This is a genomic window from Flavihumibacter fluminis (assembly GCF_021491375.1).
Classification (GTDB): domain Bacteria; phylum Bacteroidota; class Bacteroidia; order Chitinophagales; family Chitinophagaceae; genus Flavihumibacter; species Flavihumibacter fluminis.
On sequence record NZ_JAKEVY010000001.1, the window covers coordinates 1,208,090 to 1,229,445 of the forward strand.

The window sequence follows — 21,356 nt, forward strand, 5'->3', positions numbered from 1 at the left end:
GAGATCGGATCTTTGATCTTGTAAGTAACCAGTTTAGTCCACAAAAGTTTTAGCCCCGCAAGTCCAGCGGGGCTTTTTGTATGGAGGAAAGGACAAGGGAGTAAGGAGGAGGGAGACGGGAGACGACATTTAAACGCGGTACAACCAGGCTTTCAGTTCTTTGCCGATGGTAGGGGCTTCGACGAGGAAGCCATCGTGACCATAGGCAGAATCGATTTCGATGTACTGGGCATGTGGAAGATGACTGGCAATTTTTACTTGTTCAGCAACCGGGCAAAGCAAATCACTTGAGACTCCCATTACCAATGTTGGTTGTTGAATAGTTTCCAGTGTTTTTTCCAGACTTGCATTTCGGCCTCTTGCGATATTGTGACTATCGAGTGCCTTGGTGAGCAGCCAATAGGCTTGTGCATTAAACCGGTTCACCAGTTTCTCCCCCTGGTATCGCATATAGGAGGCTGCTTTAAAATCATCTGCCTTTTCAGGATCTGCTTCCTTTTGCTGTTTGATCATCGCGTCATAATTCCGGTAGGTCAGCATACCGATGGCCCTTGCAGCTTTCAGTCCATTTCGACCGGCCTGATCACTGGCATCTTTCCAGGAGGGATCTGCCTCAATAGCCATGCGTTGTGCTTCATGGATGGCAATCCCCCAGGCGCTTTCTGCTGCCGAGGTGGCGATCAGGAAAAGCTGGCGGATAACTGCAGGTTCCATCAGCGCCCATTCCAGCACCTGGTACCCCCCCATGCTACCTCCCATAAGGAGGTGGATTTCGGAGAGTTCGAGGTGTTTTCTCAGCAGGATATGCGCCTGCACGATATCCCGAATGGTGAGCCTGGGGAAGTCCATAAAATAGGGCTTCCCGGTAGCCGGGTTCTCAGAAAGGGGGCCCGAGCTGCCGTAACAGGAACCAACAATATTGGCACAGACGATAAAATATTCTTCAGGATTGATGGCAGCTCCGGAGCCGATCAGTCCGGGCCACCAGGCTTCCGCATCCGCATTTGCCGTTAACGCATGACAAACCCAAACCACATTTGACTTTGCCGGGTTCAGGGTGCCATAGGTATGATAAACAATTTCCAGCCTTTTCAGAACTGCCCCGGATTCCAGGGTAAAGGGCCGGGGCGATACAAAACGATGCTGCATAACTGCAAAGTAAACGCTCCCTCCGTTACCTTTGTAAGAATTGATAAAAAAATCCGCTAACATGATTAAAATTGACGTGATCAGGACATCGGGTGATTATGGCTTTGAAGCAACTGATGCCAATGGACATACCATAAAAATTGATACGAGTCCGGAAACCGGAGGAAACAACTTTGGTGTTCGCCCGATGCAGTTACTGCTGATGGGGTTAGGCGGTTGTAGCGGAATTGACGTAGTAAGCATCTTGAAGAAGCAGCGCCAGGAGATCACACATTTTGATATGCACATTGAAGCAGAAAGAGAAACGGGGAAGGAACCGGCTCTCTGGAAAAAAGCAACCATCATATTTACCCTGGGTGGCACAATCGATGAGGACAAAGCCAAACGTGCAGCCCAGTTATCCATGGATAAATATTGTTCAGTTGCTGAGACCCTGCGTCGTGGAGGCTGTGAGATAAGTTACGAGGTAAGAATCAAAGCCTAAGAAAGAAGTACATGAAACACCCAATATCAAAACTCATTCGCACACAGATAGAACGCACGAATGAGATGGAACATTCCCAGCCCATGTATCTGACCAGTAGTTTCTGCTTTGACAATGCAGAAGATATGCGGGCAGCATTTGCGGATGAAACGGAGGACAATATTTACAGTCGTTTCAGCAATCCGAATGTGCAGGAATTTGTAGACAGGATGTGTACGCTGGAAGGAACCGAAGCAGGATTTGCTACCGCCTCCGGAATGAGTGCCATCTTTGCCAGCTTCATGAGTTTTCTCAAGCAAGGAGATCATTTGCTCGCCTGCCGCAGCATTTTTGGAAGCACGCATACGGTCATCACCAAATACCTTCCCAAGTATGGCATTGAACATAGTTATGCAGATGCAGGAGATATCAGTAGTTGGGAAGCAGCGATCAAGCCCAACACAAAGATGATCTACCTTGAAACGCCGACGAATCCTGCTTTGGAAATCATTGACCTGGAAGCAGTGCGAAAACTGGCGGACAAATATGGATTGCTGGTAAATGTAGACAACTGTTTTGCAACTCCGGTGAATCAGCAGCCGGCAGCCTGGGGAGCCGACCTGGTAATACATTCCGCTACCAAATGGCTGGATGGCCAGGGACGTGTATTGGGAGGTGTTGTACTGGGTAAAAAAGAGTTAATAAAAGAGGTCTACCTGTTTTGCAGAAGTACGGGTCCTTCTTTATCGCCCTTCAATGCATGGATACTTAGCAAGAGTCTCGAGACACTGGAAGTACGCATGGACCGCCATGCCTCCAATGCGATGTACCTGGCAGAACAATTATCAGGACATCCGAAATTATCCTGGGTTAAATATCCGTTTTTGCCTAACCATCCGCAATATGCAATTGCTCAAAAGCAGATGCAAAATGGCGGTGGCATTGTCTGCTTTGAATTAAATGGTGGCGTGGAAGCTGGCAGAAAGTTTCTGAACAACCTGAAGATGTTATCACTGTCTGCGAACCTGGGAGATACCCGCTCCATCGCATCTCATCCGGCCAGTACCACACATGGTAAACTGACAGAAGCCGAACGAATGGCTGTAGGTATCAGTCCGGGCTTGATTCGGATTTCAGTTGGCCTGGAAAACAAACAGGATATCCTGGAAGATATCCTGCAGGCGTTGGAGCTCAGCTAAGTCCAACTTCCCAATGGCGTTCGGGGATTTCAACATCCAGGAATCCTTTGTTCAGGAGACGTTGTTTGAACTGTTGTTGTACATCGTATTCTCCATGCACCAGGAATAGTTTTTTAACAGCCTTATAATCCTGGCAACCCAGCCACTGGCTAAGGTCTTCGTAATCGCCATGAGCACTCATACTTCGAACCGAACCAATTTCTGCATGTACTTCGTGTTCTACACCAAAAATGGAGACTTCCTTTCTTCCGGAAAGGAGTCGTGCACCCAGAGAACTGGGTTCACAATAACCAACCATCAATATGGCATTGCGACTGTTTTCGACATTGTTACTAATATGGTGCTTCACTCTTCCTGCATCGGCCATGCCGCTTGCACTGATAATGACGCAGGGTTCATTCCGGAAATTAAGCAGCTTGGATTCATCCACCGTTTTAACGTATTTGAGACCATTAAAATGGAAGGGATCATTGTCTGTTTCTAGCAGGCGCTGAATGGTCTTATTAAAATACTGCGGATAGCGTTTAATCATCTCCGTTGCCTCAATACTGAGCGGACTATCTACAAAATAGTCCAGCTCAGGCAACCTTCTTTCAACTTCGAGTTGGTTGAGGGAATAAAGAATTTCCTGCGTTCTGCCGACACTAAAGGCTGGTATGATCAGTTTCCCCTTGCGTTGAACACAAACTTTTTCAATCCATTCCAGCAAGTGATCGGGAGTAGTAACCTGGAGGTCGTGCAGGCTATTCCCATAAGTAGATTCAAGAATGATATAATCTGCTTGCGGGAAAACTTCCGGGGACCGAAGAATGATATCGCGGTAGCGGCCAACATCTCCGCTAAAGGTTAGCTGTTCTGTTTTCCCATTTTCGGTTATGCGTAAGTGAACAGCGGCGCTTCCAATGATATGGCCCACATCGGTAAAAAGCAACTCGACTCCTTCCTCAATTTCAAACCAGTTTCCATATTCAACTTCATGAAACATCCCATTTACTGCATGCGCATCTTCCTTGGTGTATAATGGTTTCAGGTATGGCTGACCGGCAGCTGCTCTTTTTTTGTTGATGTATTTCACATCATCTTCCTGGATTTCAGCAGAGTCTTCCAATAAAATTCCAGCAAGGGCACGGGTGGCGGGAGTACAATAAATTTTCCCTTTGAAACCATCACTGGCAAGTTTGGGCAGGAGACCACTATGATCTATATGTGCATGGGAAAGAATTACAAGATCCACTTCTGAAGGTTCGAAACCCCAATGCCGGTTCAGGGAGTCCGTTTCTTTGCCCATTCCCTGGAACATTCCACAGTCCAGCAAGATTTTACGACCATTCTTCAAGGTAAGCAGGTGTTTGGAACCCGTAACTGAACGGGCTGCACCGTGGAAAGCAATCTTCATATTTTTTTAGTTTTAAAAGACCAGGTAATATAAAATTCCGCCACGAGTTCTCCGGATTGGGTTACTCCTCTTGACAGGATCCGAATCATTTGTGCTTCGCCGGTAGTAACTGCCAGATTTACCGCTTCAGCAATTTCTCTGCCTTGTGAGCAGGTGAAAATAGTGATCCCGGTTGCCTTTTTATGATAGGCAGCTTCGAGACCGGTTACCAGCATGGAAACCGCTGGCTGTCTTTTCCAGGTTTGGGACATCGCCAGCAAACCTGTACTCATTTCTGCGGCCATTGCAAGACAAGCAAAATAGGTGGAGCGGAAAGGATTTTGACTGAACCATTTAAAAGGAACCGAAACATCGCAACGTTCATCCGATGCAGACACCACCCGAACACCGGCAAAAAAAGCACTGGGTAATTTCATGAGCATGAACAACCGAAACCGGAAGGAACTATTCACCAATTGCAGGAAAGAGTTCGAATCATGCATGTTGCAGATGGATTGTAACTAAATATACCAAATCCGTGTGAAATAAAAAGGCCGCGTCTTAAGACGCGGCACAACAACACAACCGGACCGTATTACTGAACAATAAAAGGACCAACAATGGCCAATACCTGTTCTTTGGTCAGGCCTTCATCAAAAGCCTCCGTAGCAGCCGAGGCAGAGATCATTGCACCATTGATGTTAACAATGTTAATGCCGGCCTGTGTGCTCAGTTCTTCCCCATCATAACTGGCTTGCACAACCGAACCTATACCGGATTCTTTTCCAGTGATCCAGGGCTTCACATCCCCAAAACCATTTGCTTTGCGCATGGTTCGGATATGTGCGGCATGGCGGGCTTCCACTGAATGAATATTGAGTGCTGCAGTGAGCAGGTCTCCGCCGCCTGTTATTTCCGCAGCTCTGCCTTTATAAGCGCGTACGCCTGTATCTTCAAAGGTTTGGGCAACCGCGAGGAAAGTGGCGTAATCGGAGAAGACATTGGCAAAAGTTCCACCTGCAGTAAAATCGAAGGTTGGTTTGGAAACCGGTGTACCGCCAGATGCAGTGATTGCAGTCTTCAAAAATTCCACATGCGCAGCTTCATGATCACCAATCGTTTTTATGGCAGCAGCAGGAGCTCCGGCAGGCACCAGAGCGGTTCCTTTTGCTATACCCATAGCATAGAATTCTGCTTCAAGGTATTCTAACGTCAACGCATAATTCAATACATCCAGGACAACATTTTGAGAGGGACCTGATTGGGCATAAGCCTTTTTGAAAATGGATCCGATAAAAAAAGGAAGTGCGGCCAGGCCAATTTTTGCTCCGATGCCAGCGAAAGATTTCATGGCAGTGCGACGATCACTGAGTCTATCCGGCATTTCGGGATCCACTTTTTCAATTTCATTTATGATGTGTAGGAATTCCATAACATTCTTTTTTTGTGGTGTTAACGGGGAAGATTAGACGCATTGATTTTTGTTTTGATAAAGCCAGCAGCAACAGCCAGTACATCCACTGGCATGCGACTGGTATCCAGGCCATTCATATCAACAACTGTATTATCAGCAAAACTTCCATTGCTGATCAGGTCTCTGATATAAGCGGCATGACGGGCTTCAACCGATACAATTTTCCCTGCGAGTGTTAGGTAATCAGGTGTAACTATCAGTTTACCGGCACCATTGTAAGCGGAGACCCCGAGATCTTCAAATGCCTTGGCGGTTGCCAACACACTGGCACGACTACCGAAATCAATGGCACTGAAATCAAATTCGAGATTGGAAATAGCTGCTCCTGCAAGAGCGGATTTGAAGAATTCACGATGAGCGATTTCATGGTCGCGGATATCGGTGAGCAAGGCATTTTCGGATGCTGAAATTCCATTGTAGGGCGACTGTGCAACTCTGGTATAAAAAGCAGCTTCCAGTTGTTCCAGCGCATAGGCGTAGTTGAGGATGCCCACATCCCCGCTACCAAGATCTACCCCATTGTTCATCATGTTGTCGTCATTCTTGTCGCAGGAAGAAGCAAGCACCATGATGCCGGTAGCTGCACCTGCCATACCAAGAAAGGCACGCCTTGATAAGGCCTCAGAAGATTTTTGGATCATACATTTCGATTTTCTGGTTAATGGATATTCCATTTACGAGAAACCGAAATGTCTGGATTGGGTAGTTTTTAAATTACCTGGTTGCGTAGTAAATCTTCAAATGTATCGCGGCGGCGAATCAGTTTCGCATCACCATCCAACATCATAACTTCTGCCGGTTTTAAGCGGCTGTTAAAATTCGAAGACATTTCGAAACCGTAGGCTCCTGCGTTATAGAAAACCAGGAAATCGCCTTCACGCACTTCATTCAGGGTGCGATCCCAGGCAAACGTATCGGTTTCACAGATATTACCCACAACAGTGTAAATACGATCACTGCCTTTGGGGTTTGAAATATTACGGATTCTATGATAGGCATCGTAGAACATGGGGCGAATCAGGTGATTGAAACCACTGTTTACACCCACAAAAACAGTTGCGGTAGTTTGTTTGATAACGTTGGCTTTCACAATGAAATACCCGCTCTCGCTCACGAGGAATTTTCCGGGTTCAAACCAAACCTGCAGTTCTTTTCCTGTTTCCTGTTGGTAGGCTGCAAACGCTTCTGCTACTTTTTCTCCCAGCAAATCAATATCAGTCTGCACATCCCCATCCTGGTAAGGCACTTTGAATCCACTACCCAGGTCAATAAATTTCAGGTTCGGGAAATGCGTAGCGAGTTCAAACATTACTTCGAGTCCCTGCAGGAATACATTTACATCCTTGATATCACTACCGGTATGCATGTGAATCCCTTCAATATTGAGACCGGTTGTTTTCACCACACGTTCAATATGACGCAACTGGTGAATAGAGATACCAAACTTACTGTCTATATGTCCGGTTGAAATTTTATAATTCCCTCCTCCCATGATATGGGGATTAAACCGGATACAAATTGGATAAGAGCCTTTGTATTTGGAGCCGAACTGCTCCAGAATAGAAATGTTATCAATATTAATATTCACTCCGAGTTTTTTGCCTTCATCTACTTCGGCAAAATCAACACAGTTGGGGGTAAAGAGAATTCTATCGGGTGCAAAACCGGCTTTAAGACCGAGTTGCACTTCGTGAATGCTTACGCAATCCAGTGATGCTCCGAGTGATTCAATGTACTTGAGTACATTGATATTGCTGAGTGCTTTACAGGCATAAAAGAAACGTGCGTTCACCTTTTTAAAGGCGGACTGCAATTTATTGTACTGCTCACTAATTTGATTGGCATTGTACACATAAAGAGGCGTACCATATTCCTGTGCTAACTGCACCAGCGTTTCATCCGATAAATAAGACATAACTAGATTGCTTGCAAATTTGGCGAATATACAGCAGTTCTGTCTTATTTCTGAAGGGAGTGCTGCTTATTGTTCAGGATCTTCTTCAGGAGATGTGTCTTCCTGTTGATTGTCTTCCTCCTGCTGGTCGTTGGCCTCCAGTAATTCACCGGTTTCGCTAACCAGCCAAACGCGGTTGGTATCTGCATCTTCGATGGTTTCAACCAGTGTGTCTGTAATGGACTCATCATCGCCATTGGCAACATGTACCTGTCCTCCGCTTAAGAGTGTTGGTTCCACCACCTGGTCAGCCAGTACTTCCCGGATACGCGGGAGGTCTTCCGGACCATTTAATCCGAAATAGTCCATGAAGGAGCGGGAAGTTGTATATACCAGGGGTTTACCAGGCATATCTTCATTACGGCCACTGATCACGATCAATTCTTTTTCCAGTAATTTCTGGATGGAGTAATCAGCACTAACGCCGCGGATCGATTCAATTTCACCTTTGGTGATGGGTTGCTTGTAGGCAATAATCGCCAGGGTTTCCATAGCAGCCGGACTCAGGCGCTTGAGGAATTTATCACCATTCAGCTGGGCAACGGTTTTGTGGTATTCCTTCTTGGTAAGGAATTGCCAGCCACCACCGCTGAAACGGAGTTCAAAAGGATAAAACTCTGACTGGTATTTTTCAACGATTCCCTCAATGCCGGCTTCAATCTGATCCAGCGTCAACTTATCTTCCATAAAGCCAAAAGCCTGGTTAATAAGATCTGTCAGTTCGATGGCACCCAGCGGTTTTTCGCTTGCGAAAATGAGGGCTTCAATATGAGGGATGATATTTCCGATTTCCATGGTTTCGACATTTTAATTTCCAATACACACGATCCTATGCTAAGGCAGCAATGAACATGCCGCAAGCTTCTCAAAAATGCTAAAAACAGGAAATGGAGTTATACACAATGTGGAAAAGCCCCTGAAATTAGCCCTGGAGCGCAGCAGCACCACTCACGATCTCGGTCAGTTCGGTAGTGATGGCAGCCTGGCGGGCGCGGTTGTAGCTGATCTTCAGACTGCGAAGCAGTTCGTTCGCGTTTTCAGATGCCTTATCCATGGCCGTCATACGGGCTCCGTGTTCAGATGCATTGGCATCCAGTACCGCCTTGTATAACTGGGTGTTCAGAATTTTGGGCATCAGTTCCGCAATTAGTTCTTCTTTATTGGGCTCAAAAATGAAATCGCTTTTTTTGGCATTGGCTGCAGCTGTAACCTTGGGAATTGGCAGGAAACGCTCTACCACAAAACGCTGGGTAGCGGCATTCTTGAATTCACTGTATACAATTTCAACTACATCAAACTCCTTGTTTTCAAAGGCCTTGACAGCAGCCTGGGCACAGGCCTGAACTGTTTCAAAACGGAGATCAAGGAAAATGTCTTTATAAGTAGCGTCTGCCTTGTAGTTGGCTTTCAGCATGGCCTCATATCCTTTTTTACCAATGTTCCAGATCTTCACATTTCCCTGGGCCTGCTGGGCACTGTAACGCTCAGCAATAACCGCTTTGGCTGCTTTAATGATATTGGCATTGTAGGCACCTGCCAGTCCGCGATCACTGGTAATAACAATTAGCAGTACTTTTTCCACCGGACGCTCGCTAGCCAGGGATCCCCCTACTTCACCTTCAGAATTGCTGACAATATTGGACAGCATTTCCTGCAGTTTGGTAGCATACGGACGCATCTGAAGAATCGCATCCTGTGCACGGCGCAATTTGGCGGCACTTACCATTTTCATGGCTTTTGTGATCTGCTGAGTGCTCTGAACGGATTTGATCCGGTTGCGTACTTCTTTTAATGCTCCTGACATAGTAGGGTGATTTTCCTCAATTTGGCCGCAAAGGTAAAAGAAAACAGGTAATTTCAATAAATCCCGCTTGGAAAATGTGGCTCTTCCAATTCCGGTTGGCTTGCCGTACCTTTGCCAGCCTGACAATTTGACTAAACAGGAAGTGTAGCACTGAAATTGACAGAGTTAATTATGCGCAGAAACGAAATCTTTTAAGACAATACCCAAAACGATGTTAGGTTTTATTCAGAAACTATTTGGCGGAAGCAAATCGGAAAAAGACGTTAAAAGCATCCAGCCATTAGTTGCCAAGGCGAATGAATATTTTGCTGCTTATCAATCACTTAGCAACGATCAGTTGCGAGGCAAGACAAGGGAATTCAAGGATCGGATCCAACAACATGTAAGCTCCATAAATGAAGAAATTGCACAACTGAACGCCCAGGCGGAAGCACTGCCCTTCAGTGATTTCTCCGGAAAGGACGCAATTTACCAGGAGGTTGACAAACTCAAAAAGAAGAAAAACGAGCAGCTGGAAGAGGTGCTGAAAGAGATCGCTCCGGAGGCATTTGCAGTAGTAAAAGAGACCAGCCGCCGCTTCAAGGAAAACCCGGTAATGATTTCCAGCGCCACCGATCTGGACAGGCAGCTGGCGGTTAAAAAAGAACACATTAAAATTGAAGGCGATCAATCCCATTTCAGCAATAGCTGGACAGCAGGTGGCAATATCGTAACCTGGAACATGGTGCATTACGATGTGCAGCTGATTGGTGGTTTTGTGCTGCATTCAGGAAAAATTGCCGAAATGGCAACCGGTGAAGGTAAGACCCTGGTATCTACCCTGCCCGCCTATCTGAATGCGCTGGCTGGCGAAGGAGTTCATATTGTAACGGTGAACGATTACCTGGCCCGCCGTGACTCTGAATGGAATGGTCCCATCTTCGAATGGCTTGGATTGACCGTGGATTGCATCGACAAACACCAACCTAACAGTGAAGAGCGCAGAAGAGCCTATATGGCGGATATCACTTATGGCACCAATAATGAATTCGGCTTTGATTACCTGCGTGATAACATGGTGCACAGTCCGGATGAAATGGTACAGCGGAAACATCATTTTGCCATGGTGGATGAAGTGGACTCCGTATTGATTGACGATGCGCGTACACCACTCATTATTTCCGGACCGGTACCTCGCGGTGAAGAACAGCAATACCATTTGCTGAAACCAAGAGTACTGCAATTGGTGGAAGCACAGAAGCAGATGGTGAATAAATTCCTTATTGAAGCAAGAAAAAAGATTGCAGAAGGAAATGATGACCCTAAAGATGGCGGCCTTGCCCTGATGCGCGCCTATCGTGGCTTGCCCAAAACGAGTGCACTTATTAAATTCCTGAGTGAACCGGGTGTAAAAGTAAAACTACAGAAATCGGAAAATTATTACCTGGCGGATCAATCGAAAGAGATGCCAAAGGTAGATGCCGAATTGTACTTCTATATTGATGAGAAAAACAACTCTGTTGACCTGACTGAAAAAGGGATTCAGATGATCACCCGTTCCGGGGAAGATCCTGATTTCTTTGTGCTGCCAGACATCAGTTCCAAACTGGGAGAAATTGAAGCAGACGCAACTGCCAGCGCAGAAGACAAACTGCAGCAAAAGGAAGCGCTGTTAAACGAATACACATTAAAGGCGGATCGCATTCATACCATACAGCAATTACTGAAAGCCTACACCCTGTTTGACAAGGATGTAGAATATGTGGTAATTGAAGGACAGGTAAAGATTGTGGATGAACAGACAGGTCGTATTATGGAAGGTCGTCGTTATTCAGATGGCTTACACCAGGCGATTGAAGCGAAGGAAAATGTGAAGATCGAAGCAGCAACACAAACCTATGCTACCATCACCCTTCAGAATTATTTCAGGATGTACCACAAACTGGCTGGTATGACAGGTACTGCGGAAACAGAAGCAGCTGAATTGTGGGATATCTACAAACTGGATGTGGTAACGATTCCTACCAACCTGCCTATTTCAAGAAAGGATCAGCAGGATTTGGTGTACAAAACAAGGAAAGAAAAATTCACTGCAGTAATTGAAGAAATTGAGCAACTCCGCAATGCCGGCAGACCCGTACTGGTAGGTACCACTTCAGTTGAAGTAAGTGAATTGTTAAGCCGGATGTTGCAGGGTAAAAAGATTCCTCACAACGTATTGAACGCCAAGCAGCACGCGAGGGAGGCCCAGGTGGTAGCCGAAGCTGGTTTGGCAGGTGCGGTAACCATCGCCACCAACATGGCGGGACGTGGTACGGATATCAAACTGGGCCCAGGTGTGAAAGAAGCTGGTGGATTAGCAATTATTGGTACTGAGCGCCATGAAAGTCGCCGGGTAGACCGCCAGTTACGCGGACGTGCCGGTCGCCAGGGAGACCCAGGTACTTCTCAGTTCTATGTATCCATGGAAGATGACCTGATGCGGATGTTTGGATCAGACCGTATTGCTTCCCTGATGGACCGGATGGGATATAAAGAAGGTGAAGTGATCCAGCACAGCATGATCACCAGGAGCATTGAAAGAGCGCAGAAAAAAGTTGAAGAAAACAACTTCGGCATACGTAAGCGCTTGCTTGAATATGATGATGTAATGAACAAACAGCGGAATGTGGTTTATAAGAAACGTAACCACGCCCTGTTTGGAGAGCGTCTGGCGCTTGATCTGGACAATGCATTTTATGGTGTGGCAGAAGGACTGGTAACTTCTTTCAGAGAGCAGGATGATTTTGAAGGCTTTAAACTGGGTGCAATCATGAATTTTGGACTGGATACACAGATCACAGCCGCAGAGTTCAAATCTGGGAATGCCCAGCAACTGGCAGATCGTTTATACCAGGAAGCTACTGCAAGATACCAGCAGAAAATGCAGTCTGTTGGTCAGCAGGCAGTACCGGTATTCCAGAATATTCGCAGTACACAGGGCAATCATATTGAAAATGTGGTGGTACCGTTTACCGATGGACGTAAAGGCATCAACGTGTTAAGCAATATGCAGAAGACACTTGATACCAATGGTCGGGAATTGACCAATGCGCTGGAAAGAACCATTACGCTGGCGCTCATTGATGATTCCTGGAAAGAGCATCTGCGTGCCATGGATGACCTGAAGCAAAGTGTGCAGACAGCTTACCTGGAGCAAAAAGATCCGTTGGTAATTTATAAAATGGAAGCTTTTGATCTTTTCCGTAAGATGGATGGTGAAGTGAACCGTGAAATCGTTTCCTTCCTGGCCCATTGCGGAATACCAATGGAACAACAGCAACCTGCTGAGATCATTAAAGAAGGTCGGGAAGAAAAAACCGATATGAGCAAACTGCAATCCAACAAGGAAGAAGTAGATGCGAGGGGTGATGATTATGCTGCTAATCAGAATGACTATTATGATCCGAGCGGAACTCCAACCGTACGTGAACCTATCCGGGTTGGACCTAAGGTAGGTCGTAATGATCCTTGTCCATGTGGTAGCGGCAAAAAATACAAAAACTGTCACGGAGCATAATCAAACGATTGAGTAAAACATAAAAAGGTGTCCTTCGGGCACCTTTTCTTTTTTAACTTACGAACGAATCTGACAAAACCAACCGGCATGAAAAAGCTTCTATCGACCCTTTGTATTTGCATTGTTCTTTCCTGTGGCAGCAGCAACCAGAAGGCTTCCCTACAGTGGGTTCAGTTGTTTAATGGGAAAGATATGACCGACTGGAAAGTAAAAATCAAGGACCATGATTTGAATGATAATTTCGGAAACACATTCCGGGTCGAGAATGGAGTGTTGAAAGTATCCTATGATCAATATGATGGATTCAAAGAAAAGTATGGTCATATTTTTCATAAGAATAAATACAGTCATTACCTGCTGGGGGTTGAATATCGTTTTGTAGGTGAGCAGGTGAAGGAAGGTCCAGGTTGGGCGATCCGGAACAGCGGAGCGATGTTGCATTGCCAGTCTCCGGAAAGCATGAAAAAAGAACAGGATTTTCCAATTTCAATGGAAGCACAATTTCTTGGTGGGAATGGCAAAGATCCCAGGACTACCGGTAATCTGTGTACACCTGGAACGAATGTTTTTTTGAATGACAAATTATTCACGCCGCATTGTGTTAACTCCAATTCCAAAACCTATCATGGCGACCAGTGGGTACGTGCAGAAATGCTGGTATTGGGTGATTCCATCATTAAGCATATTATTCAGGGAGATACCGTATTGACCTATACACGTCCGCAATACGATGGTCGTGATCCCTGGGTAAAGGGAATGGGTCTTCCGGATGGAGGACTGATTGGTGAAGGATATATCTCCCTGCAATCAGAAAGTCATCCCATTGAATACAGAAAAGTGGAGATAGTGGATCTCTCATCCTTTAAAAAGGACGGGCAAAAGCTCCAGGAGGCACTGGACAAAATCAGAGATCAGTCCCGCAAGTAAATACCAGTTATAATTTCAGTTTAAGTCCTTTTTTGCTCAACCATCCGGCAATTTGAATCATTAACAGAGAGAACAGCAAAGATTTAAGCAATCCGACTGATCCGGTCAAAGCCCAGTCGGGCAGGTAAAGGCCGGAGGGACGAATCATTGCATACGCAAAATAAGGGAGTGCATAACAAAGTAGTGTGTCTGTTCCTCCCGGACGAATAGCTGCAAACCAGTTGGATTTTTGTTGCTGATCCACCAGCTGGTAGACCAGTAAAAAGAGTACCAGGAAGATAGCCACACAAATCATCACCCAGGAAGGGGTAGCCTGGATTTTGGATATACCCCAGAGTGGCCGCGTAAGAAAACCGGCAACAAGCAAGAGCAGTGCTGACCCTCCAAATAAAGCTGACAGTTTCGCCATAGACTGATCTGTATGACGTCCTTTCCAAAATACCTGTGAGGCCCAGGCACCGCCAATTGTAAAAGCCGTCATGGCACCATGTCCAATGGGTGAAAGAAGGGTATTAAGCAAGCCCTGTTCAGGCAACCAATGAAGATGATGAGCTGCTGAAATTAATAAACTGAGGACTGCAGCAACCGCGAGAGGTATAATTTTCCCATTAACCCAGGTAAAGAGCAGAGCTGCTAACAGGTAAGCCCAGCCGATCAAACCAAGAATGCCCCACCACCAGGTAGTGAATCCCGATAAATTTTCGGCTGCGCCACCCCGATAGACAAAAGCCAATGCCCCCAGCACCACTAAAGCCAGTACCTGGGCAATACGGATTCCTGTTTTATTCCAATGTTTTGGATATTGGTTCCAGAGCACCATAAAAGCGATCCAGCTGATAACATTCCAGGTACCCCTTGAAAGACCGGTGGCCGTTTCATTGATATTTTCTCCATTTACCAGGAATACACCCATCAGGAGCAGGGCAAGCCCGCGCTGGAGAATATGAAGGGTAAGTTGTTGCTTGTTATCTCCTTTCGCCTGCCGGTTTCTTACAGCAAAGGGGATGGACATACCAACTATGAAAAGAAAGCCTGGAAAAACAATATCTGCAAAGCCCATACCGTCTGCATCTGCTGCAACATGTTCTAACCAATGGGGAATGTCTTTCAATGTCCAGAGATCATTTACGAAGATCATTCCGAACATGGTGAGTGCACGGAGCACATCAATAGAAGCCACGCGGATGGGGGCTTTCGGGATAAAATCAGAGCTCATTTAGTTTTGGTTATCCCCCTAATATACCAATTTTACTTTTTCGTAAAGTGTAGTTTTTCGTCGCGTTCATCATTATCATCCTGTAGTTCAATTTTTGAGTTGGTGCTCAGTACGATATCCCAATCGTCATTCAGTTCCAGCAGATCTTTATCTGTTGTTGAAAGCTGGATAACCAATTCATTGCTACCATCATCCCTGCGCGTGCGCCAGGTACCGGTAGTGGCAACTGCTCCACGGGTGGCAGTCAGCTTGCCGTCATCTCCAAAAACAAAGGTATATCCGTCGTAATCGCTGGTTTCGTCTCTCCCATCATCAGTAAGCAGGCTTACTTTCCAGCTACCATTGATCAGGTAGGAGTTGGTTACTGAATTCGCGGGCGTATTGGTTGGATCATCATTATCGTCGTCAAACCTGTCGCAGGCAACCATACCTAAACTAACAAACAAAACAAGCGCCATCTGCATCATATGCTTTTTCATACGTTTCAACATTTAAGATCTGAACGAATTAATTTGAACTTGGTTGCCACCACAAGAAAAAAGGTAACCGAGTTGGTTACCTTTTTTTTACTATTTAGTAAGTCCGTACTTTTTTCTGTATCGTTCATCCAACTGCTTGTGTTTATCCGTCAGATCGACTTTACGTCCCTGGATAAAGGCATGCAGGATGATGCTGCTTCTCATATCCAGGATATCCCCCTCGCTCACTACAAGGCTGGCGTCCTTACCCACCTCGATGGATCCGGCCTGATCACCAATACCCAGGATTTTCGCGGGATTCAGGGTGATGGCTTGCAGGGCCTGCTCTTTGGTTAACCCGTAGGCAGCAGCTGTACCGGCATTGAAGGGAAGGTTCCGACCTCTGGTCTGTCCGTCTGCATCATTAATTGCGAACAAAACTCCCGCTTTCTGAAGTGCAGCAGCAGTTTTGTAAGGCTGATCCACATCATCATCTATTGAAGTTGGCAAACTGTGCATCTGGTTCAGGATTACTGATATGTTGTTTTGTTTCAGCAGTTCGGGCATCTGGTAAGATTCACTACCACCAACAATTACCACATCCATCCCAAATTCCTTGGCAAAATCAACAGCAATCAGCATTTCCTTAACGATATCACAATGAACGAAGAGTTTCTGCGACTTGTTGAACAGCCCTTTTACCGCTTCGTACTTCAGGTTTGTACTGGTACGGCCAGTTTCATTTGCATAGGCTTGCGCTTCCCGAAAGAAGGTCTTGATTTGGCCAATCTGCTCCAGCCCTCTTTTCACCGGATCGCCAGCTGCTGCAGCCCCCATAAAGAAAGCAAAGCGGTTAGGACGGTTGATCAGGGATGGCATTCTAAGATGAAGCCCATTTTCCATTTTCACAGCAGCATCTTCCCAATTCCAGGCATCCAGCTGAACTACAGAGGAAGAACCACTGATCAGTCCGCCATCAGGCACAATATTAGCCATCAGGATACCATTTGTTTTCAGCGTGTTGATCACCTTGGAATCGGTATTGTAAGCTACAATAGAACGAATGGAGGGATTGATCTCTCCTATTTCTGTATGATCAATAGTAGCCCGAACACTGTTGACTTCCACTAAGCCAAGCGTGGAGCTGCTAAGGATGAGTCCGGGGTAGATATGTTTACCACTGACATCGAACACTTTCACATCATCCATTGGGATGGGCAGGTTTTGTCCGATTTTTTCAATCTTGCCATTGTTGATCTGAATGGTGGTATTCTCCAACACCTGGCCATTACCAACATGTACGGTACCATTTTTCAGGAAAAGCAGTCCCTTATATTCGGGCGCTGGATAAACATTTTCCTGGGCAAAGGAAGCAGCTGAAATCAGGGAAGCTCCCAGTAATGCAATTATGTTGTTTTTCATTGTTGTCTTGTTTAGTCGTTAGAATTGATCTCATCGGCATCTACCACCAGCAGTCCATGACTATGCGCATGGTCGCTGCAGGTATGCATGATTTCCATACTTGCACGGGCCGGAGCCATTGGAGCGCCTGATTTTTTCTCACCAATCATTTTCTGTGCAAGGCGGCTCTTTTCTGAAGTGATTTTCGCACGCAGTTCCTGGTCGCGCTGACGATCAAAATATACAATTCCGTCTACAATAGTTTTTTCAGCCTTTGCATAAATGCTGAGCGGGTTATCTGACCAAAGTACCAGGTCGGCATCCTTACCAATTTTGATGCTGCCCACACGATCTTCCACATGCAGCATTTTGGCAGGATTCAAGGTTACCATTTTCAAGGCGTCCTCCTCACTCATATTGCTGTATTTGACACTTTTGGCTGCTTCCTGGTTAAGGCGACGGGCCATTTCCGCATCGTCACTGTTGATGGCTACATTCAAACCGACTTCATGCATGATAGCTGCATTTTGCGGAATGGCATCCACTACTTCCATTTTATAATTCCACCAGTCGGAAAACGTGCTGGCATTTGAGCCATGTGCTTTCATTTTATCTGCCACCTTATACCCTTCCAGGATATGGGTGAAGGTGTTGAAAGTGAATCCAAATTTGTCACCTACACGGATGGCTGCAGTGATTTCACTTTGAACATAAGAGTGACAGGTGATGTATCGCTTTTTGTTAAGGATCTCCACCAGTGCATCCAGTTCCAGATCGCGGCGAACAGTAGCCCATGGATTGGCTGTTGCCCCTTTCTTACCCTTAGGTACAACCGAAGCAGCGGCAATTGCTTTTTCATAATCACGGGCACGGGTAAACGCATCAACCAGAACTTCTTCCACACCCATTCGGCTGTCAGGGAAGCGATTGTTAGCACTGCTGCTGGAACGTTTTACGTTTTCACCAAGGGCAAATTTGATCTGGGGAATCCAGTTGGCGAATTTGAGTCCCTCAGCATCTGCCCCCCAGCGAAGTTTAATCAGCTGGGTCTGTCCACCAATGGTATTGGCAGAACCGTGCAGGATATGGGATGATGTAACACCGCCGCTAAGCTGACGGTAAATATTGATATCCTCCGGATTCAGGTTATCGGCAATGCGCACTTCAGAAGTAACCGATTGCCCGCCTTCATTAATGGAAGCAGCTGCGATATGGGAGTGTTCATCGATAATACCCGGCGTAAGGTGTTTGCCGGTTCCGTCCACCACTGTTGCACCGGCATCTGACAGGCCTTTACCAACTGCTGCGATCTTGCCATTTTTAATCAATACATCTGCACCTTCCAGTTTGCCTTCTTTTTCATTGGTCCATACGGTGGCGTTCCGGATCAGCAGGGTTTGTTGTTCCGGCATTTTTTCAAAGCCATAGCCGTTAAAAGGAAAAGGAACCGCACTCAATTCAGGAGTAATTTTCTTTTTAGCACTGTCAGTTTTAGCAGGCTCTTCCTTCAGCATTTTGGCTGTCCAGTAGAATTTATTGCCATTGGCATCTTCTCCGGTACCCTGCCAGCCATCGGCCTGACTAACACCACTGAGACGGATATTCTTTTTGGATTGTTTGCTTTCAGGGAAGCTGAGTTTAACCAGTTTGCCATCGAAGCTGAATTTTCCGGCCAGGGTATCTTTCTGAATAACAGAAGCAGCACCGCCTGCTTTGATCAGCAGATTGTATTGTTGCGGGCCCTTCGTAGTGTTTAAAGTCAGTTGATATTCACCCATGGGGGCAGACCAGCTATCCTCTTTAACTCCGTATTTTTTACCCTGTACCCAGTTTTGCAAAATCACTGTTTTTTCCTGGAAAACAGGTCCGCTGGTAATGATAAAATTGGCCCATTTGCCGGTTGTGAGGCTACCCACTTCGTTATAAACACCCAGTAATGTTGCAGGAGTTTTGGTAAGGGCATCCAGTGCTTTATTTTCGGACAATCCGTATTCAATTGCCTTGCGCAGATTCGCCAGGAATTGTTTGGTATCGCGAAGATCTGCTGCAGAAAGCGCAAAGGGAATATTGGCCTTTTCAAACGCGGCCGCATTCGAGGGAGCCATTTCCCAATGTTTCATATCGGAAAGAGAAATAAAGCGGGCATCGTTCGGATCTTCTACATCCATAGCCTGGGGGAAATTCAGCGACAGGATAAAAGGGGCTTTGGAAGCTGCCATTTCCTGGATCCGCTGGTATTCATTACCGCCGGCCTTGATGATGTACTGGATGCCGAATTCATCACCGATTTTGTCGGCTCTTAAAGCCATCCATTTATCATTGGCTTCGAAGATTTGGGGCAGCGACAGGTTTTCATTCCAGGATTGAAGGCTTATATTAAGTCCTTCTTTAGCAGCATTGTTTTTATACCATTGGGCATCGATAAAACTTTGACGCAGTAAAGCGATCGTCCCCATCAGACTGCTGGGATAGACCTGTGTGGAGGATCCCTTACTGAAAGAGAAATGGGATGCAGCCTTATCTTTTAAAACAGTTTTATTTTCTTTATCATCAGCCAGGGTAACCAGGGTGCCGGTTCCACGGGCAATACCATCCTGTACATGGGTAAGTACGGTGCCAAAGCCCTGTTCGCGAAGCTGTTTGGCTTTTTCTTCATTGGCGGCAAATTGGGTTACAGCCTGCACATTAGAACGAATTGCCTGGTTCCAGCCGTAAGCGCCCTTCTGATTGGATGTCAGCTGTGCGGGAGCATTGAAATTAAACCGACGCTGAACTGCAGCCAGGGGAGGCATACCATAGTCGGAATACATATCAATAAAGGAAGGATAGATGTACTTTCCCTTGCAATCAACCACCATCGCTTCTTTCGGAACAGCTACATTGGTACCGATGGAGAGAATCTTGCCATCTTTAACTACCATGGTAGCTGCATTGAGCACGGATCCGGATTCTGCCACAATAGTTGCATTGGTGAATGCATAAGTGGCAACTTTTTCATCAGCGATACCATTGACCGGGAAAGTCGGTTGTGCCTGGGCCAGTGTACCACTGAGCACAGCGCAGAGCAGTGCGGGCAGCCGAAGGCCGGAAGGCAGCATAAAATGCTTTCTCATGAGTGTTACTTGTTTCGTTTGTGTGAAGTACCGAATTTAAGTAAATGGTATAACTTCGACTACCGATTTTTATCAGCGGTCGTTACATATTATGAATATTGCTTCTTTTATAGACCATACCATCTTAAAGCCAACCACTTCAATTGGGGATATTGAAAAATTATGTGCAGAGGCCGTTGCCTATGGGTTTGCAGCAGTTTGTGTACCACCGCCTTTTGTAAAAAGAGCGGTGGCCATCCTGGCACCTACCTCCGTAAAAGTAGCCACCGTAGTGGGTTTCCCTTTTGGGTATTCTGCCACGGAAGCCAAGGTAGCAGAAACCGTACTGGCCGTTGTGGACGGGGCGCATGAGGTAGATATGGTGATCAACCTGGTAGCGCTCAAACAGCAGGACTGGACCTATCTGCAGAAAGAAGTAGCCCTGCTGGTGGAAGTCTGTCACAATAAAGGAAGAATCTTAAAAGTGATTATTGAATCGGGTATTCTGAGCGAGGAAGAAATCATTGGTTGTTGTGAAAAACTGGGGCCGCTTGGTATCGATTTCATGAAAACATCCACCGGTTATGCTGAAAAAGGCGCCAGTGTGGAAGCGGTGCAGTTAATGCGAAAGCACCTGCCCCCACAGGTACTGATCAAGGCTTCTGGTGGAATCCGGGATTTTGCCTTTGCCAGTGCCCTGGTGGAGGCCGGTGCGAATCGCCTGGGCTGTAGCGCAAGTGTTGCCATTGCGGAAGGAAATCCCGCCAGGGAAACTACCGGAGGTTATTAGTAAAAGATTAAAAAGAACGGTCCTGCCAACTTTGGCGAGGATTTTGAATGTCTTAGTAACATGAAAACCCTGATAATATTATTTTTTGCCTGCGTCTATACAGTCATCGGTTATGCCAATCCGGTAGTGGATACCATAATCGTTAAAAAAGACCCAAGGCTGGACCAACTCGTGAGAAAGCAGATCGAGATCAATGAAGTAACTACCAGGGAATCGCGCCGGAACATACCCGGTTTTCGTATCCAGGTAATTAATACGACCGACCGGAATGCGGCAATCAATGCAAAAACCACGGTTTACCGGTTATTCCCGGAGTTGAAAGCCTATCTGCTTTATCAGGCCCCCTATTTCAGATTGCGGGTGGGCAATTTTGAAGACCGGAAAATGGCGGAATCCTACCAACGCCAGTTATCCCGGGAATTCAAGCAGAATGTATACATCGTGAATGATGTGATTGAAGTGAATCCGGACAAGAGCATGGAAGATTGATTTCGAAGTAAGAAGTTGGGAGAGCGC

18 protein-coding genes are annotated in these 21,356 nt (G+C 46.2%); 6 read left to right on the forward strand and 12 right to left on the reverse strand.

Features of this window, described 5'->3' with window-relative positions:
* Nucleotides 1-129: 129 nt before the first annotated feature.
* Nucleotides 130-1,149 (reverse strand): homoserine O-acetyltransferase MetX, encoded by a 1,020-nt coding sequence (gene metX, locus L0U88_RS05420; protein ID WP_234864585.1) that lies wholly within the window; start codon nucleotides 1,147-1,149, stop codon nucleotides 130-132.
* Nucleotides 1,150-1,210: 61 nt separating this feature from the next.
* Here metX and L0U88_RS05425 point away from each other — a divergent pair, with 61 nt between their 5' ends.
* Both L0U88_RS05425 and metZ read left to right on the forward strand, forming a co-directional pair.
* Nucleotides 1,211-1,633 carry an OsmC family protein gene (locus L0U88_RS05425; protein WP_234864586.1) on the forward strand — a complete coding sequence of 141 codons (423 nt, stop codon included), beginning with the start codon at nucleotides 1,211-1,213 and terminating at the stop codon, nucleotides 1,631-1,633.
* A gap of 11 nt (nucleotides 1,634-1,644) precedes the next feature.
* Complete coding sequence (gene metZ / locus L0U88_RS05430) at nucleotides 1,645-2,811, forward strand: O-succinylhomoserine sulfhydrylase (protein WP_234864587.1); 1,167 nt, start codon at nucleotides 1,645-1,647, stop codon at nucleotides 2,809-2,811.
* On the opposite strand, the gene L0U88_RS05435 is transcribed toward metZ, so the two are convergent.
* The 7 genes from L0U88_RS05435 to atpG all read right to left on the reverse strand — a co-directional run bounded on the left by L0U88_RS05435 (nucleotide 2,804) and on the right by atpG (nucleotide 9,418).
* Nucleotides 2,804-4,207, reverse strand: coding sequence for an MBL fold metallo-hydrolase (locus L0U88_RS05435; RefSeq protein WP_234864588.1), 1,404 nt, complete (start codon nucleotides 4,205-4,207; stop codon nucleotides 2,804-2,806). The two genes, metZ and L0U88_RS05435, sit on opposite strands and share 8 nt — an antisense overlap.
* Entirely contained in the window at nucleotides 4,204-4,689 is a 486-nt protein-coding gene (locus L0U88_RS05440; protein ID WP_234864589.1) for a DUF4442 domain-containing protein, read from the reverse strand. The genes L0U88_RS05435 and L0U88_RS05440 overlap by 4 nt, the downstream gene beginning before the upstream one ends.
* Before the next feature lie 92 nt (nucleotides 4,690-4,781).
* Nucleotides 4,782-5,618, reverse strand: coding sequence for a ferritin-like domain-containing protein (locus L0U88_RS05445; RefSeq protein WP_234864590.1), 837 nt, complete (start codon nucleotides 5,616-5,618; stop codon nucleotides 4,782-4,784).
* Nucleotides 5,619-5,638: 20 nt separating this feature from the next.
* Nucleotides 5,639-6,301: a ferritin-like domain-containing protein gene (locus L0U88_RS05450; protein ID WP_234864591.1), complete on the reverse strand. Its 663-nt coding sequence runs from the start codon at nucleotides 6,299-6,301 to the stop codon at nucleotides 5,639-5,641.
* Between the two features lie 68 nt (nucleotides 6,302-6,369).
* The gene (gene lysA, locus L0U88_RS05455) at nucleotides 6,370-7,575 is read right to left on the reverse strand and encodes a diaminopimelate decarboxylase (RefSeq protein WP_234864592.1); all 1,206 of its coding nucleotides are present in this window, start codon (nucleotides 7,573-7,575) and stop codon (nucleotides 6,370-6,372) included.
* 66 nt (nucleotides 7,576-7,641) lie between these two features.
* Complete coding sequence (gene scpB / locus L0U88_RS05460; protein WP_234864593.1) at nucleotides 7,642-8,409, reverse strand: SMC-Scp complex subunit ScpB; 768 nt, start codon at nucleotides 8,407-8,409, stop codon at nucleotides 7,642-7,644.
* 127 nt (nucleotides 8,410-8,536) lie between these two features.
* Entirely contained in the window at nucleotides 8,537-9,418 is an 882-nt protein-coding gene (atpG, locus tag L0U88_RS05465; RefSeq protein ID WP_234864594.1) for an ATP synthase F1 subunit gamma, read from the reverse strand.
* A 211-nt stretch (nucleotides 9,419-9,629) separates the two neighbouring features.
* On the opposite strand from atpG, the gene secA reads away from it, so the two are divergent.
* Together secA and L0U88_RS05475 are read left to right on the forward strand one after the other, a co-directional pair.
* On the forward strand, nucleotides 9,630-12,956 hold the full coding sequence (gene secA, locus L0U88_RS05470; RefSeq protein ID WP_234864595.1) for a preprotein translocase subunit SecA: 3,327 nt from the start codon (nucleotides 9,630-9,632) through the stop codon (nucleotides 12,954-12,956).
* A gap of 87 nt (nucleotides 12,957-13,043) precedes the next feature.
* Nucleotides 13,044-13,883, forward strand: a complete 840-nt coding sequence (locus L0U88_RS05475; protein WP_234864596.1) for a 3-keto-disaccharide hydrolase — start codon at nucleotides 13,044-13,046, stop codon at nucleotides 13,881-13,883.
* Nucleotides 13,884-13,890: 7 nt separating this feature from the next.
* On the opposite strand, the gene L0U88_RS05480 is transcribed toward L0U88_RS05475, so the two are convergent.
* From L0U88_RS05480 to L0U88_RS05495, 4 genes are all read right to left on the reverse strand, one after another.
* On the reverse strand, nucleotides 13,891-15,099 hold the full coding sequence (locus L0U88_RS05480; RefSeq protein ID WP_234864597.1) for a heparan-alpha-glucosaminide N-acetyltransferase domain-containing protein: 1,209 nt from the start codon (nucleotides 15,097-15,099) through the stop codon (nucleotides 13,891-13,893).
* 32 nt (nucleotides 15,100-15,131) lie between these two features.
* Nucleotides 15,132-15,578, reverse strand: a complete 447-nt coding sequence (locus L0U88_RS05485; RefSeq protein WP_234864598.1) for a hypothetical protein — start codon at nucleotides 15,576-15,578, stop codon at nucleotides 15,132-15,134.
* Between the two features lie 90 nt (nucleotides 15,579-15,668).
* Complete coding sequence (locus tag L0U88_RS05490) at nucleotides 15,669-16,979, reverse strand: amidohydrolase family protein (protein ID WP_234864599.1); 1,311 nt, start codon at nucleotides 16,977-16,979, stop codon at nucleotides 15,669-15,671.
* A gap of 11 nt (nucleotides 16,980-16,990) precedes the next feature.
* Nucleotides 16,991-20,071, reverse strand: coding sequence for an amidohydrolase family protein (locus L0U88_RS05495; RefSeq protein WP_234864600.1), 3,081 nt, complete (start codon nucleotides 20,069-20,071; stop codon nucleotides 16,991-16,993).
* Nucleotides 20,072-20,162: 91 nt separating this feature from the next.
* On the opposite strand from L0U88_RS05495, the gene deoC reads away from it, so the two are divergent.
* Complete coding sequence (deoC, locus tag L0U88_RS05500) at nucleotides 20,163-20,840, forward strand: deoxyribose-phosphate aldolase (RefSeq protein WP_234864601.1); 678 nt, start codon at nucleotides 20,163-20,165, stop codon at nucleotides 20,838-20,840.
* A 60-nt stretch (nucleotides 20,841-20,900) separates the two neighbouring features.
* Nucleotides 20,901-21,329 carry an SPOR domain-containing protein gene (locus tag L0U88_RS05505; RefSeq protein WP_234864602.1) on the forward strand — a complete coding sequence of 143 codons (429 nt, stop codon included), beginning with the start codon at nucleotides 20,901-20,903 and terminating at the stop codon, nucleotides 21,327-21,329.
* The last annotated feature ends 27 nt before the right edge of the window (nucleotides 21,330-21,356 follow it).